A 15,995-nucleotide genomic window follows, 5' to 3' on the forward strand; every position below is an offset into this window, starting at 1 on the left:
AATTAGTTTTCTGCTGTTTTATCAACATGAATGTCGGTGCCCAGACGTTGTAAATAGGCAATAAGCGCAACTATTTCCCGGTCCTTCATTTCAACAAAAGGCTCATTATGTTCTGCGGCATAAGTCTTGTTGGCTTCATAAACTTTTGCAAAATCAGGATCGTTGTAAAGATTTTTCTCAATTTGAGAACCTTGTTCATCCATACTGTTCTGTGCATTGTTTATCGCTTCTTCAGAATAAGGAACGCCTAAAGACACCATGGCTCGCATTTTAGCTTCAGTCTCTGATTTATCCAGTTTACTGGACGTACCGGTGATCAACCACGGATAACGCGGCATTATCGAACCACTGGAAATACTCTGCGGATCGTATAAGTGGTTGAAATGCCAATTGTCTGAGTATTTTCCTCCAATGCGGTGAAGGTCGGGACCAGTTCGTTTACTACCCCAAAGGAAGGGATGATCGTAAACATATTCCCCGGCTTTAGAATATTCGCCATAACGTTCAACCTCACTACGGAATGGCCGTATCATTTGCGAGTGACAGCCTACACAACCTTCGCGAATGTAAATATCGCGTCCCTCTAATTCTAAAGGCGTGTAGGGTTTCACACTCGCTATGGTGGGTATATTCGATTTGACTAGCAATGTGGGTATAATTTGAACAACACCACCAATGAGGATTACTACCGTTGCTAAAATGGTTAGTTGTACGGGTTTGCGCTCTAACCAGCTATGCCAGGTTTCTTTAGCTGTACGTCTTTTAGATACGCGCTCTAAAGCCGGAGCTTCGGCTAATTCGTCTTCAACTTTTTCACCACGTCTGATGGTTACTACAACATTATAAACCATAATAAGCATCCCGGTTATAAACAAGGTACCACCTATGGCGCGCATCCAGTACATCGGCATGATCTCCGTTACGGTTTCTAAGAAGTTTCCATAAGTTAAGGTCCCATCTGGATTGAATTGTTTCCACATACTGGCTTGCGTAAATCCTGCCACATACATGGGTAAGGCGTACATAATAATACCTAAGGTTCCTATCCAGAAATGTAAATTCGCAAGACCTTTGGAATACATTTCGGTTTTAAATAATCGAGGCACCAAATAGTAAACCATTCCAAAAGTTAAGAACCCGTTCCAGGCTAATGCTCCTACGTGCACATGAGCAATAACCCAGTCGGTAAAGTGTGCAATGGCATTTACATTTTTAAGAGATAGGGTAGGACCTTCAAAAGTTGCCATACCATAACCTGTTATGGCAACTACCATAAATTTAAGAACGGGATCGGTACGTACTTTATCCCAGGCACCGCGAAGGGTTAAAAGACCGTTGATCATACCACCCCAGGACGGCATTAAAAGCATTACCGAAAAGGCAACACCTAAATTTTGAGCCCACTCCGGAAGTGCGGTATACAACAAGTGGTGTGGTCCTGCCCAGATGTATATAAATATCAAGGACCAGAAGTGTACTATAGAAAGTCGGTAAGAGTAAATAGGTCGGTTTGCAGCCTTCGGTACAAAATAATACATCAAACCTAAAAAAGGCGTGGTTAAAAAGAAGGCTACCGCGTTATGCCCATACCACCACTGCACCAAGGCATCCTGAACCCCTGCATAAACCGAATAACTTTTTAGAGCCGTTACCGGTAATTCTAAACTATTGAAAATATGTAAAACAGCAACGGTTACAAAAGTGGCAATGTAAAACCAGATGGCTACATATAAATGACGCTGGCGACGTTTGAAAATCGTCCCGATGAGGTTCCATCCAAATACGACCCAAACCAGGGCAATAGCAATATCAATAGGCCATTCCAGTTCGGCATATTCTTTTGATGTTGTGAATCCCAAGGGTAGGGTAATGGCAGCACTAACGATAATAAGCTGCCAGCCCCAAAAGTTAATTTTACTCAGGGTATCACTGAACATGCGTGCTTTTAACAAGCGCTGTGTGGAGTAATATACGCCGGCAAAAATAGCGTTTCCAACAAAAGCAAAAATAACCGCATTGGTGTGCAGTGGTCGTAAACGTCCAAAACTCAACCATGAAATTCCATCGGTCAAGTTTGGAAATAGAAATAGGAACGCAAGTAATAAGCCTACCAGCATCCCTACAATACCCCACACCATGGTGGCGAATAAGAAGTTTTTTACGATCTTATTGTCGTATTGAAATTGTTGCATTTCCATAGTTAGTGTTGTTTAACTTTTTTAGTTTTTGATTTTTCTGAAGTCGATTTTTTAACGAGTTCATCTTCAAAAAGCATCCGAACAGAAGGCGTGTAGTTGTCGTCGTATTGCCCTTTTTTAACAGCGAGTATAAATGCTGCGAAGAAAATTAAGGCAACAACAATGCTGATACTTAATAAAATGTAGATGACGCTCATAGGTGTAAAAATGTTATGGATCAAAATTACAAGTCACCTATCGCATAAAAGATGACTTTTATCATGTTTAAAGTTTAATTCAGTTTTTTCCCTAGAATATTAGAGCCTATGGTGGTGAAAACTACCACGCTAATGGAGCTTAACGGCATCAAAATAGCGGCAATAACCGGTGCAAGTTGTCCGGTAACAGCAAAATAAAGGCCTACCAGATTATAGAGTAATGATAACAGAAAACTCCATTTAACCAGCCTGATCGAAGCTTTTGATAAGCTGATGAAATCATACAGCTTCTGTAATACCGAGGCATCCATAATAGCATCACAGGCCGGTGAGAATACATTCACATGTTCAGAAATCGCCACGCCCACATTACTCTGCGCTAAGGCACCGGCATCATTCAAACCATCGCCTACCATTAAAACACGGGCACCTTCAGATTGATGGTATTTTATGTATTGCAGTTTATCCTGAGGTGATTGATTAAATACGAGCTTCGTTTTTGCAGGAAGCAGTTTTTTGAGGTTATTTTCTTCCCCGGCATTATCGCCGGATAAAACGGCCAGATCGTAGTCTTTTTTAAGGAGATTGAATAATTTAGACATGCCTTTTCTGTATTTATTGTAAAAGGTGAAATGACCTTTATACTGCTCATTCGATTGGATATGAACTGCGGTGTTCATAGCGATCTTTTCTGGTTGTTTGACTCCCACAAAATCAGCGGACCCAATTTTTAATTGCTGTTCTTTAGATCGTGCCTGAATCCCTTTCCCGGTAATTTCCTCATAGGCATCCAAAGTCATGATATTGTTCGATTTCAAAATTTGATATAGTGATCTGCTTAATGGATGGTTCGATTGCCTCAAGGAGCTTTTCAAAAGTGATTTTTCTGAAGCATTTAAAGGCATGCCTTCATATTTAACCTGTGATTCTTTTGGCGAGGTAAGTGTTCCTGTTTTATCGAAAATGACCGTATTAATATGCGCAAGTTGTTCGATGACCGAGGTATTCTTTAGATAAAATTTCTGCTTACCAAAAATGCGTAGCATATTCCCGAAAGTAAATGGTGCAGCCAACGCCAAGGCACAAGGACAGGCAATAATAAGCACCGCAGTAAAAACGTTGAGGGCCATTCCTGAATCAATAAAAAGCCAAAATGTTGTTGCTATAGTTGCGATGGATAAAACAGCCAGCGTGAAATATTTGCTCATTCGGTTGGTAATACTTGTAAACGTGGAAGTTTTATCCCGGTTGAACACATCCTGATCCCAGAGTTGCGTGAGGTAACTTTGCGCCACGGTATTCAAAACCTTAACTTCAATACTTCCGCCAAGGGGTTTGCCGCCGGCGAATAATTGGTCTCCTGTTTTTTTAGAAATAAGTTTCGATTCTCCGGTTACAAAACTGTAATCTATTTTTGCTTTTCCTTTTAATAATCGGCAATCTACAGGGATCAGTTCTTCATGCCTAATGAGCAGAATATCGCCTTTTTGAATGTCGTGAACCGGAATAGATTCCTCTTTGTCTTTTCCAATTAGTTTGGTGACCCCAATGGGGAAATACGATTTGTAATCGCGCTCAAAAGACAGGAAACTATAGGTTTTTTGTTGAAAAAATTTTCCTAATAACAAGAAGAAAACGAGTCCGCTTAAGCTATCAAAGAATCCCGATCCGGTATTAAAAATGATATCGAATGTACTTCTTAAAAATAGCACAGAGATTCCTAATGCAATAGGAACATCGATATTGAGAATTCTTGACCTAAGTCCTTTAAATGCCGAAATAAAATAATCGTTGGCCGCATAGAACACAACCGGTAAAGCAAAAAAGAACATCAGCCATCTAAAAAGGAATTTGTATTGCTCCAACCAATATTCGCCAACCTGAAAATATTCCGGAAAGGACAGGAACATGATATTTCCAAAAGCAAAACCGGCAATGCCTAGTTTATAAATGATGGAGCGATCGATATTTTTCTTCTTCTTGTCGTAATCATCCAGTCGAATTAAGGGTTCGTAACCTATTCGACTCAAGAGTTCAACGATCTCTTTTAGCGATCCTTTTTCAGAATGAAAAGTGATTCGAAGTGATTTCTTGCCAAAATTCACCGTGGAACTACTTACAGCAGGATGCAACTTTTTGAAATTCTCCAGAACCCAAATACAAGAACTACAATGAATATGTGGAATATATAGATTAACGATCTGTACACCATCATCATTAAATTCCAGTAATTGCTCTACAATTTTTGGGTTATCAAGAAAATGGAATAGCTCGGGATTTGTTTTGGGTTGTGCTCCCGGCGCGTCCTGTAGATCATAATAACAGCTGAGATCGTGATCTTTCAATAAACTGTAAACAGTTTTGCAACCATTACAACAAAAGGTCTTTTCTTCAAAATTGATGGCAGCGGTTGTAAAATCTAGGCCGCAATGAAAACAGGTCTTTTTACTCATGGTTCTTAAAAGTTCTTCCGAAGCAAAACTCTAAAAACTAGGCCCGTTTTAATATGATAATTATCATGTTTTATGTATTTTTACCCTACTTAAAATCAAACTATGGGTAAGTGCGAGCAATGTATTATAAAACAGTTTAATTCTTTAAAAGCTTTAACGAAGGATGAATTGATGCGTATTTCCAATTGCAAAACGTCTCAAACGATAAAAAAAGGCACTGTTATTTTTGAAGAAGGAGACAGTGTTAATGGTGTTTATTGTGTGAAGGATGGTATTTGTAAGTTGTCCAAGCTTAGTGAGAACGGTAAAGATCAGATCGTGAAAATGGTGGTGAAAGGGCAACTTTTAGGACAACGTTCTTTAATTTCGGACGAAACCTCAAATTTACAGGCCACAGCTTTAAATGATATGGAAGTTTGTTTTATTCCGAAAAGTGAAATTATTGCTGACCTTCAGAATAATCCGAAATTCTCCTTTGATGTACTTAAGGAAATGGCTTTAGATCTTAAAGAAGCCGACGATATCATTGTTAATATGGCTCAAAAGTCCGTACGTCAGCGTTTGGCAGAAACCCTCATTCATATTCATAACAGTTTTGGCGTGAATCCGGATGGAACGCTAAGTGTATTACTTTCTCGTGAAGATTTTGCCAATATTGTAGGAACTGCAACAGAATCGGCGATACGTGTGCTGTCACAATTCAAAAAAGACGGCTTGATTTCAACCGTTGGTAAGCATATAAAAATTGAAGATCTTAATGGTCTGAAGCGCGTTGAGTAAATTACCACAATTCCACCATAAGGAAATTTAATTAGCCACTGTTTTTTACAAGGGTAAAAAGTATTAATTTTATTGGGCTATGAAGAAAAAGAATATCTCAAAAAAGGGCTTTGTATTTAAAAAATATGAGGCGCCTGATAAATCCCCGTTCGATAAACTTTTCGAAGTTTTTAAAGAACTTATTACGCATACTTCAGGCGATTTTGATGAGGCTATTGATTGGTTGCGTGAATTGGATAAAGAATACGAATTAACGACTCCTGATTATACTATCGACGATTTTATCGAAGACCTGAAAAAGAAGGGTTACCTTCGTGAAGAGATCGATTCTGACGGAAACGGTTCCATGGCTATAACGGCAAAAACCGAGCGCGCTATAAGGCAACAAGCCTTGGAGCAGATTTTTGGAAAAATCAAACGTAGCGGCCAGGGAAATCATAAGAGTAAAAGTCCGGGGATAGGCGATGAGCATACCGGAGATTTTCGAGCATATCAATTTGGGGATGCTTTAGATAAAGTATCCATTACCGAAAGTTTACGAAACGCTCAAATTAGTCATGGTATTGGAGATTTCAGTTTAACAGAGGATGATCTTGTTGTTGAAGAAACACTTCATAAATCGCAAATGAGTACCGTGCTCATGATCGATATTAGCCACAGTATGATACTTTATGGCGAAGATCGAATAACGCCTGCGAAAAAAGTGGCTATGGCCTTGGCGGAGCTGATCACTACACGATATCCAAAAGATACTCTGGATATTTTAGTATTTGGGAATGATGCCTGGCAAATAGAAATTAAAGATCTGCCTTATTTAAAAGTGGGGCCTTATCATACCAATACCGTGGCCGGTTTGGAATTGGCTATGGATTTGTTACGAAGAAAACGTAATACAAATAAGCAAATTTTTATGATCACTGACGGAAAGCCAAGTTGTTTGCGGTTACCGGATGGCGAATATTATAAAAATCCAAACGGACTCGATAGACATATCGTAAATAAATGCTATGCCATGGCGCAGCAAGCGAGGCGTTTGCATATTCCGATTACAACTTTTATGATCGCACAGGATCCTTATTTGATGCAATTTGTTAGAGAATTTACCTATGCAAATCAGGGTAAGGCGTTCTACACAGGATTAAAAGGTCTGGGAGAAATGATCTTTGAAGATTACGAAACGAACAGAAAAAAAAGAATACGAGGATAAGAAAAGAATAATATGAATTTAGAGTTAGTTAAAACACTGGGACACTTAAAAAAATTTGAATACAAAAGTAAGTCCATCAAAGATGAGTTGCGAGATAATCTCATTCAAAAAATAAAGAACAAGGAAGCTACTTTTGAAGGCATTCATGGTTATGAAAATACCGTAATCCCCGAATTGGAGCGGGCTATTTTGTCGCGTCATAATATTAATCTACTGGGTTTACGAGGACAGGCGAAAACCCGTTTAGCGCGATTGATGCTCAATTTATTGGATGAGTATATTCCCGTGGTTGAAGGGTCTGAAGTTAATGATGATCCTTTCAATCCTATTTCAAGATATGCGAAGGAATTGATCAAAGAAAAAGGCGATGATACACCGATTACCTGGTTGCATCGCAGTGAGCGTTTTGCCGAAAAGTTGGCCACACCAGATGTTACCGTAGCTGATATTATTGGTGATGTAGACCCGATAAAAGCAGCGAACTTAAAATTGAGTTATGCTGATGATCGCGTGATTCATTACGGCATGATTCCGAGAGCAAATCGCTGTATTTTTGTGATTAATGAGTTACCGGATCTTCAAGCGAGAATTCAAGTGGCTTTATTTAATATTCTACAGGAAGGTGATATACAAATACGTGGTTTCAAATTACGCTTACCTTTAGATATTCAATTCCTGTTTACAGCAAATCCCGAAGATTATACCAACAGAGGTAGTATTGTAACTCCTTTAAAAGACCGTATTGGATCTCAGATCCTGACGCATTATCCGGAAGATATTGAAACCGCCAGGGCTATTACCGCTCAGGAAGCCCGGGTTGTTGAAGAGCAGAAACATTCGGTGTTAATTCCGGATCTTGCTCGTGATCTTTTGGAGCAAATTGTGTTTGAAGCACGTGATAACGAATTTATAGACGCTAAAAGTGGGGTTAGTGCCCGATTGAGTATTACGGCATTGGAAAACCTGTTAAGCACTGCAGAACGAAGAGCCTTAATTTCGGGAGACAAAATTACCATGTTGCGCTTAAGTGATTTTCTGGGGATCATTCCGGCGATCACCGGGAAGGTGGAATTGGTTTATGAAGGTGAACAGGAAGGCGCCGCCGTGGTAGCCTATAATTTGATTGGTGAAGCTGTGAAAAGTCTGTTTACCGAATTCTTTCCTAAGATTGAAAAACTTCAAAAACAAGATGAAGAAAGTCCCTATGACGATATTGTTTCCTGGTTCTTCAACCAAAAAGATGGTTTCGAATTATTTGACGACCTGCGCGATAAGGAATACCAAAGTCGCTTAGATGCTATTGCCCCATTAGATGATCTTCTTGGAAAATATCAACCGAAACTTACCAAGCAAGACAGTTATTTTGTGAAAGAGTTTGTATTGTGGGCTTTAGTAGAATTCAAACTGCTGAGTAAATTCAGATTTTCCGAGGGACTTCAATTTAAAGATCCTTACGGAAGTTTTATCAATGATATTTAAACTAAAAAAAGAGGCCAAAAAAGGCCTCTTTTTTTTGCTGTAAACCTAAATAATAGAACTTATAAACCTCAGAAAACAGTTTTATTTGTCATTTTTCCATTATTAATATGGCAAAAATTCAAAGGCTTATTTTTTGAATTCGTATTGTGCTCCTATTTGGTTAGCACATTACAAATAAGGGCAAGAATACTGCGTGTTTTCTTGGATATTAGGATAGTAAAAGTTATATTTTGGAAAAACCTAAGGTTCAAAAAGTCACCTATTTTAATCTAAAACATATTTATGAGTAACACTGAAGATGATAATCTACCGGATATTAAGCTTCTTTCATTTGATATAGATAATACGCTTATTAATTTTCATACGCATAAAAGTAATTTCCCGAAAATTTGGTCAAAATTTAAACCCGAGGACGACATCCTGCTTACTTACAATACCGGCCGATTACTGGATGATGTTCTGAACTTAATCGAAAAAGGTACTTTGCCGGAACCGGATTATATTATTGCGGGTGTTGGGACTTTAATTTACGATTACAACCAAAAACAAACTGTAAAAGAATTTAATGAAATTCTGGATGATGGTTGGGATATTGAATCGGTTGAAAATATTATAAGAGATATTGACCATCCCATCAGTGAACAGCCTTCAAAATTTCAGCATGCTTATAAACGCAGCTATTTCTTTTATGATGCATCTGATGAACTTATTGAGGGGATCGAAAAGGAATTTAAAAAGGCCGGAATGCATATCAATGTGGTTTATTCCGGTGAGCAGTATTTGGATATTCTACCCAAATGGGCCAATAAAGGGAATGCTTTACAATGGTTATTACAAAAACTAGAGATCAGTTCTGAAAATACTCTAGTGGCTGGGGATAGCGGAAATGATTCCGCCATGTTCGACATGGATAACGTAAAAGGGATTGTAGTTGCTAATGCTCATGAAGAACTATATAAATACACCAAATACCGACAAATTTACCATGCAGAATCGATTCATGGTGATGGTGTTATTGAAGGTTTGGTTTATTATAGAATACTTCCTAAGGAAGCTTTGAATGAAAGGAATGTTGAGCACAAGGATGATTTCTTTATTAAAAAAGAACGAGATATTATCGCTTCCGAAGATGAAGATGAAAAAATAAAACTCATTCGAAAGGGCTACAAAAAAGCCATTGAAGCCTTAAAAAAGAATATAACACCTTTGGGTTTTTCAGCTTGCTCCATAAAGGATAATATTACCCATGGTACAGATCAAAATTATCACAGTGTTTGGGCCCGGGATGGCGCTATCACAGTGATCGGATCTTTGCCTTTAGTTGATGACAAGGAAATTCACGACTGCCAGCGACAAACTTTGCTCACTTTAATGGAACATATTTCGCGAAACGGACAAATTCCTTCGAACGTTCGCATCAAAGACAATGTCCCTGACTATTCCGGAGTTGGCGGGATTTGTTCTATAGATAGCGGTATTTGGGTAGTGATCGCTTTTTATGAATATGTTCACGTAACTAAGGATATTGAGTTTTTACGTGATCATATAGACAAGATCAAGCAAACCATGCAATGGTTGGGAGCGCATGACAGTAATAATGATGCCTTACTTGAAATACCTGAGGCAGGGGACTGGACAGATCTTTTCGGTCGATCTTATAATATACTTTACGATGAAATAATTTGGTATCGCGCCAATGTTTGTTTTGGTCGTATGCTTGAAATGTTGGGCGATTACGAACAAGCTGGTGAATATATTAGATGGTCGCAGGTGATCAAAAAGGAAATTTTACAGAATTTTTGGCCTACAACACAGCAACAGTTATTTCAATCGGTATCCTTTGCTGAAAAACAATTTACGCTGGGTGATACCTCATATCTTATTGCGCAGACCACGCCATTCGATTTTAGTTGGCGGTGCGATACTTTAGGAAATATTCTAGCTTATTTGCACGGTACCTTGGATACTGAAAAAGCGCATCAAACCTTTAAATTCATGCTTGGCGTGGGAGTTAACGATCCTTATCCGGTGGCTAATGTTTATCCGGTGGTAAGTCCCGGTGATCCCGATTGGCGCCCTTATTACACCGTTAATTTATTGAATTTACCAAACCACTATCACAATGGCGGCATTTGGCCTTTCGTGGGTGGTTATTGGGTGAAATTCGTTAATAAGCTAGGTTTTAGGGACGTGGCAGTGTCTGAGTTATATAAGCTCGCTTTGATTAACAAGGAAGGGATGAGCGACGAATGGGAATTTACAGAGTGGGCACACGGACAAACCGGTAAACCGATGGGAAAATCCTATCAGGCATGGTCGGCAGCACAGTACATTTCTGCCTGCCATGAATTACGAATAACGAAAAAATAACAAATAACAATAATTATGAAATCGATATTAATGATCTCCTTGCATGGCTATGTGGGAGCAAATCCAGAACTAGGAAAGCCCGATACAGGTGGCCAGGTAGTTTATGTATTGGAGCTTGCAGAACGTTTTAGCAGGTTAGGAAAAAAAGTAGATTTAGTAACCAGGCGATTTGAAGACCAGCCTGAATACGATCATGTCGATGAAAATTATAGTGTATGGCGTATTCCTTTTGGTGGTAAAAAGTTTATCCGAAAAGAGGATATGCACGATCATTTGAAAAAATTTGTTACCAATTGTTTGGCAGCTATTCAAAAAGAAGGTAAAAAATACGATGTGGTTTACTCTCATTACTGGGATGCCGGTTGGGCCGGACAAAAAATTGCCGAAGAGCTCGGTATTTCCCACGTGCATACACCGCATTCTGTGGGTTGGTGGAAACAGCATACCATGGGAAGTGATATGGACGAAAAGGAAATGGAGAAAAAATACCGTTTTAAAGAGCGTATTCGTAAAGAATATTTTGTGTTTCAAATGTGTAATCATATCATCGCTACAACGCTTCCACAGGTTGATTTGATAACGAAACAGTATGATGTGCTATCAAAGAATTGTACAATGATTCCGCCGGGAATTGATGAGAATCGTTTCTTTCCTGTCCCAACTAAGGAGAATGATAAAATGCGCTCTAAATATGATATCCAACCCACGGATATTTTAACTTTAGGTAGAATGGCGCACAACAAAGGTTATGACCTCCTTATCAAAGCCTTGCCTACAGTGTTTGAATTATGTCCTGAAGCCCGCCTGGTTGCGGCTATTGGTAGCGGACGTTCGGATCAGGATGATGAAGGCGTTAAAAAATTGAAGGAATTAGCCAAAGAACTTGGTGTGATGGATAAGATCATTTGGAAAGATTACATTGCTGATGAAGATCTGGCGAATGTTTACAGATCCGCTAATATTTTTGCCATGCCTTCCAGATACGAACCTTTTGGTATGGTAGCTATCGAAGCTATGGCTTGTGGAACACCGAGCGTTATTACCGTGCACGGTGGATTATATGATCTCATTGACTTTGGAAATCAAGCCTTATTTGCTGATCCCCATCGACCAAAAGAATTTGGTGCGATGTTAGCAATGCCTTTATTATATCCAAAAATGCGCAATGAACTTTCTGTGGAAGGCGCACGTTTTGCTCGACGTAATTTTGGTTGGACAGGTATCGCGAAACGCATGTTACAAGTTTTCAAAAGCTCTATTAACCAACGCACCATGGAGTCGAATTTATTTGGTTAAATTTGAACTATGTCTAGCATTGTTTGTTTTGGAGAAGTTTTGTGGGATGTTTTTCCCAATCAAAAGAAAATTGGAGGAGCGCCTCTCAACGTAGCTATTCGTGCAAGTCAGTTTAAGAATGATGTAAGCATGATAAGCGCTGTTGGTGAGGATGAATCCGGGCTTACCATTTTAAATTATTTGAAACAGCATGGTGTGAATACCGAAGCGATCCAAATTTTGGATGCTTTCAAAACAGGAAAGGTTCAGGTAAAGCTCAATAATAAGGGATCCGCGACTTACACGATATCCTATCCAGGTGCCTGGGATAAAATTGAAATTTCAGAGGCTTCAAAAAAACTCGTCAAAGCCTCCGATGCTTTTATTTTTGGAAGCTTAGCTACAAGAGATTCCGTTTCCAAACAAACCTTATACAATTTACTGGATCATGCTAAATTTAAAGTACTTGATCTTAATTTACGGCCACCGCATTATACCATTGAAACCCTTTTAAGCCTCATGGATAAGGCCGATTTCATTAAATTAAACGATGAAGAACTGTATGAGGTTAGTGATTTTTTAGGCTCGAAATTCAATGGTTTGGAACAAAATCTTAAGTTCATAGCTGAAAAGACCAATACCAAACAGCTTTGTGTAACTAAAGGCCCGTTTGGAGCAGTACTTTTAAAAAACGACTCCTTATGCTATAACAGTGGTTATAAAGTTAAAGTTGCTGATACTGTTGGCGCCGGCGATTCGTTTTTAGGAACTCTCATAAGTAAATTGGTTGAAAATGAAGAACCTCAAAAGGCTTTAGATATGGCTTGCGCTGTTGGCGCTTTAGTAGCACAGAGTGAGGGCGCTAACCCTGAGATCAGTATTGAAACCATTCAAAACTTCATGTATCCTTAGTTGAAAATACGATCAGGATCTAAAGTCGTTCAGAATTCACATAAAAATTCTTATCCACTTTTATACTTGGATTAGGTGTATCCAGGTCCATAGATTTCCAGGTAATTTCAGGATGTAACCAAACCCATTTCCCATTAACACTTACTTTTATGGGCATATTGAAACCATCCACTACATTCGACCATCGATATTTTAATGTATTATCCATGGTGATATAAAGTAAAATTGGAATTCGGGTATCTCGTAAATATTGATCAAAAATTGGTTTCAGATCCATACCAGCCTGCTTACTGATGTAGTTTTCAATCTGTTTCGTGGTGACTGTTTGATGATAAAATTCGCGATTCAAACCTCTCAATATATCACGCCATTTTTCATCATCATCTATCACCTGTCTTATCGTATGAAGCATGTTTCCTCCTTTCGGATACATGTCTCCGGAACCTTCATTATTAACATCGTAATGCCCTATAATGGGTTTGTCATTCTTAATGCCTTTTCTGGTTCCAATAATATATTCGGCAGCAGCCTCTTTGCCATAATAATATTCGATAAACAAACTTTCAGAATAATTAGTAAAACTTTCATGGATCCACATATCCGCAATATCCTTGTATGTGATATTGTTAGCAAACCATTCGTGACCCGATTCATGAATGATGATAAAATCGAATTTTAATCCCCAGCCGGTTCCTGAAAGATCGCGGCCTAAATAACCTTTCATAAACTTATTCCCGTAGGTTACAGAACTTTGATGTTCCATACCTAGATAAGGAACTTCAACCAGTTTATAGCCATCGGCATAAAAAGGGTAGGGCCCAAACCAATATTCGAAGGCTTTCATCATTTTTGGAGCATCTTTAAATTGCTCCTTGGCTTTCTCCAGATCATAAGGCAACACGTAGTAATCCATGGTCAGATTACCGGCCATACCATCGTAATTATCAGAGAACTCCACATAGTTCGCGATGTTCATATTAACCCCATAATTATTGATTGGGTTTTTAACAAACCAATTGTAAGTCTTTGTATCACCATATTGTTCAATACTTCGCAAACGTCCGTTGGAAACATCCATCAGGTTTTTTGGAACATTGATACTAATCAGCATGCTATCAACTTCATCATACATGTGGTCTTTACATGGCCACCAAACACTGGCGCCCAAACCCTGGCACGAGGTTGCGATAAAATCATTACCTTCTTTATCCTTTTCCCAGGAAACACCACCGTCCCATGGCGGTCTGATAGCCTCTTTTGGCTTTCCCTCATAATACACGTCAAGACTATTTACAGTCCCGATTTTTTGCGGTCCTTTCAGATAAATAAAATGGGCGTTACCATCGTCTCTCACACGAAGTTCTTGATTATTCTGAATTACTTTTGTGATCTTTAAAGGTGATTGAAGATCGATCTGCATAACCGAATCCGGTTGTAATACACGGTATTGCACGGTGTTTTTTCCGGAAATGAACTTTTCTTCAGGTTTAACTTTAATATCCAGATGGTAATACGTAAGGTCCCACCAGGCGCGCTCAGGAGTAATACTTCCTCTTAAGGTATCTTGATGGGTAAATACTTGTTTTTCCGCGGAAACAGTTTGAGCAGATAATGATAGTAGGCTGAAACAAAAGACAAAGATGGTGAGCAAACGGTTTTTCATAATAATGCGTTTGTCTAAAATTAAGAAAAATATGATTATTGACTAATTTCTAATCTCTAAATACTTTGGACGGAAAGCTTACAACACTTTCAAAGCCGTTTTCTCCAACAGCTGCAACACCAAAAAAGTAATTATCAATGACGATGCCGTCAAGTTTAAATTCTGAAATATCTCCCACATAGCGACTATGGTCCCAGGTTGGAGACGTTGTGTCACGCCAATATATTTTATAACCTTTGGCGCCTTCTACTTTATCCCATTTAAGTTTTACGGAGGCTTCTACAATACCGCCAATAGCAACATTTTCCGGAGCAGGTGGTGCCCAGGCAACACTGGCGAGGTTAATGGCGTTTACGGCAGTTAGTTTTTTAGCGTATCCAAAATCAACACCTTCAATAACATCGCCGTATTTTATACCATTTTCAACGCGAATATCCTGATGTTGATGGGTGTAATCTTCATGAGCCTCCATGATACGGATACCGGCAAAGCCCAGATCATTAAAAGGTTTATGATGTCCGCCACGTCCAAAACGATCTAATCTGTAGATCATCATAGGATTCATTTCAGGCATGAATTTTTTTACATTCTTATGAACATAGCGCGCTAATTGTCTGGAGATCCCATCCACTTCACCGCCGTAATAACGACGCATAGTTCTTTCACGTTCTGTCTCCGTTGGAGGAACGGGCTCAGAGAAAATTCTAAAAGCACGATTATCAATAACACCGTCTACTCCTGAAATATTTCCTATCATATCATTATTCAAAATTCCGATAATATTCCAACCTTTTTCTTTGGCGAAAGCTGCAAGTCCGGTACCACCAAACAAACCTTGCTCTTCACCAGACAGACCGGTGTAAATAATGCTGTTTTCAAATTTATATTTGGAAAGCACCCGGGCCGCTTCAATAGTTCCGGCCAATCCTGAAGCATTGTCATTTGCTCCGGGGGCATCCGTGGTGAAATCCATGGTATCGCTGGCGCGGGAATCAATATCACCACTCATTATGATATAGCGATTTGGATATTTTGTACCTTTTTGAATGGCAACAACATTTACCACCCAGGCATCATGAGGAACGCGAGAATTTCCTTCTTTGGTTACCCAATTCTTTTGATAAAAAACATCCATACAGCCATCACAAGCTTTTGAGATCGAATCGAATTGGGATTTTACCCAACGTCTGGCTGCCCCAATACCTCGCGTATCCGAAATGGTATCGCTAAAAGTATTTCGGGTTCCAAAATCTACAAGGGTTTGAATGTCATGGTGAATGCGATCAGCCGATACGGCATCGATGATATCATATATCTTTTGATCGTTTTGCGCGTAAATCGCAACAGAGAAACATAATAGTGCAAGGGAGATTAACTTTTTCATATTTTAATAATTTCACCAATCACTGAAGTGCCATTTTTATGGTAGTGATTGGTATTATCCAATTTTTTAAAATGCCC

At 39.0% G+C, this 15,995-nt stretch carries 11 protein-coding genes; 6 read left to right on the plus strand and 5 right to left on the minus strand.

The window, feature by feature from the left end; translation table 11 throughout:
- Nucleotides 1-2 precede the first annotated feature (2 nt).
- The 3 genes from ccoN to ABD682_RS07685 form a co-directional block, all read right to left on the minus strand.
- Nucleotides 3-2,198, minus strand: coding sequence for a cytochrome-c oxidase, cbb3-type subunit I (ccoN, locus tag ABD682_RS07675; RefSeq protein WP_344740532.1), 2,196 nt, complete (start codon nt 2,196-2,198; stop codon nt 3-5).
- Between the two features lie 2 nt (nt 2,199-2,200).
- Nucleotides 2,201-2,395 carry a cbb3-type cytochrome oxidase assembly protein CcoS gene (gene ccoS / locus ABD682_RS07680; RefSeq protein ID WP_344740533.1) on the minus strand — a complete coding sequence of 65 codons (195 nt, stop codon included), beginning with the start codon at nt 2,393-2,395 and terminating at the stop codon, nt 2,201-2,203.
- Nucleotides 2,396-2,469: 74 nt separating this feature from the next.
- A complete protein-coding gene (locus ABD682_RS07685; protein WP_344740534.1) occupies nt 2,470-4,848 on the minus strand; it encodes a heavy metal translocating P-type ATPase in 2,379 nt (792 codons plus the stop codon).
- Nucleotides 4,849-4,950: 102 nt separating this feature from the next.
- Here ABD682_RS07685 and ABD682_RS07690 point away from each other — a divergent pair, with 102 nt between their 5' ends.
- The 6 genes from ABD682_RS07690 (at nt 4,951) to ABD682_RS07715 (ending at nt 12,871) form a co-directional block, all read left to right on the plus strand.
- On the plus strand, nt 4,951-5,628 hold the full coding sequence (locus tag ABD682_RS07690) for a Crp/Fnr family transcriptional regulator (protein ID WP_344740535.1): 678 nt from the start codon (nt 4,951-4,953) through the stop codon (nt 5,626-5,628).
- A 79-nt stretch (nt 5,629-5,707) separates the two neighbouring features.
- The gene (locus ABD682_RS07695; RefSeq protein ID WP_344740536.1) at nt 5,708-6,835 is read left to right on the plus strand and encodes a vWA domain-containing protein; all 1,128 of its coding nucleotides are present in this window, start codon (nt 5,708-5,710) and stop codon (nt 6,833-6,835) included.
- Nucleotides 6,836-6,847: 12 nt separating this feature from the next.
- Nucleotides 6,848-8,314, plus strand: coding sequence for a MoxR family ATPase (locus tag ABD682_RS07700; protein WP_344740537.1), 1,467 nt, complete (start codon nt 6,848-6,850; stop codon nt 8,312-8,314).
- Between the two features lie 282 nt (nt 8,315-8,596).
- Entirely contained in the window at nt 8,597-10,684 is a 2,088-nt protein-coding gene (locus ABD682_RS07705) for an HAD-IIB family hydrolase (RefSeq protein ID WP_344740538.1), read from the plus strand.
- A 15-nt stretch (nt 10,685-10,699) separates the two neighbouring features.
- On the plus strand, nt 10,700-11,980 hold the full coding sequence (locus tag ABD682_RS07710; RefSeq protein WP_344740539.1) for a glycosyltransferase: 1,281 nt from the start codon (nt 10,700-10,702) through the stop codon (nt 11,978-11,980).
- Between the two features lie 9 nt (nt 11,981-11,989).
- On the plus strand, nt 11,990-12,871 hold the full coding sequence (locus ABD682_RS07715; RefSeq protein ID WP_344740540.1) for a carbohydrate kinase family protein: 882 nt from the start codon (nt 11,990-11,992) through the stop codon (nt 12,869-12,871).
- A 19-nt stretch (nt 12,872-12,890) separates the two neighbouring features.
- Here the strand turns inward: ABD682_RS07715 and ABD682_RS07720 are convergent, their stop codons facing one another.
- Both ABD682_RS07720 and ABD682_RS07725 read right to left on the minus strand, forming a co-directional pair.
- Nucleotides 12,891-14,534 (minus strand): M1 family metallopeptidase, encoded by a 1,644-nt coding sequence (locus tag ABD682_RS07720; protein WP_344740541.1) that lies wholly within the window; start codon nt 14,532-14,534, stop codon nt 12,891-12,893.
- Nucleotides 14,535-14,583: 49 nt separating this feature from the next.
- Complete coding sequence (locus ABD682_RS07725) at nt 14,584-15,918, minus strand: M28 family peptidase (protein ID WP_344740542.1); 1,335 nt, start codon at nt 15,916-15,918, stop codon at nt 14,584-14,586.
- Nucleotides 15,919-15,995: the final 77 nt, after the last annotated feature.

This window comes from Gaetbulibacter aestuarii (genome assembly GCF_039537665.1).
Classification (GTDB): Bacteria; Bacteroidota; Bacteroidia; order Flavobacteriales; family Flavobacteriaceae; genus Gaetbulibacter_A; species Gaetbulibacter_A aestuarii.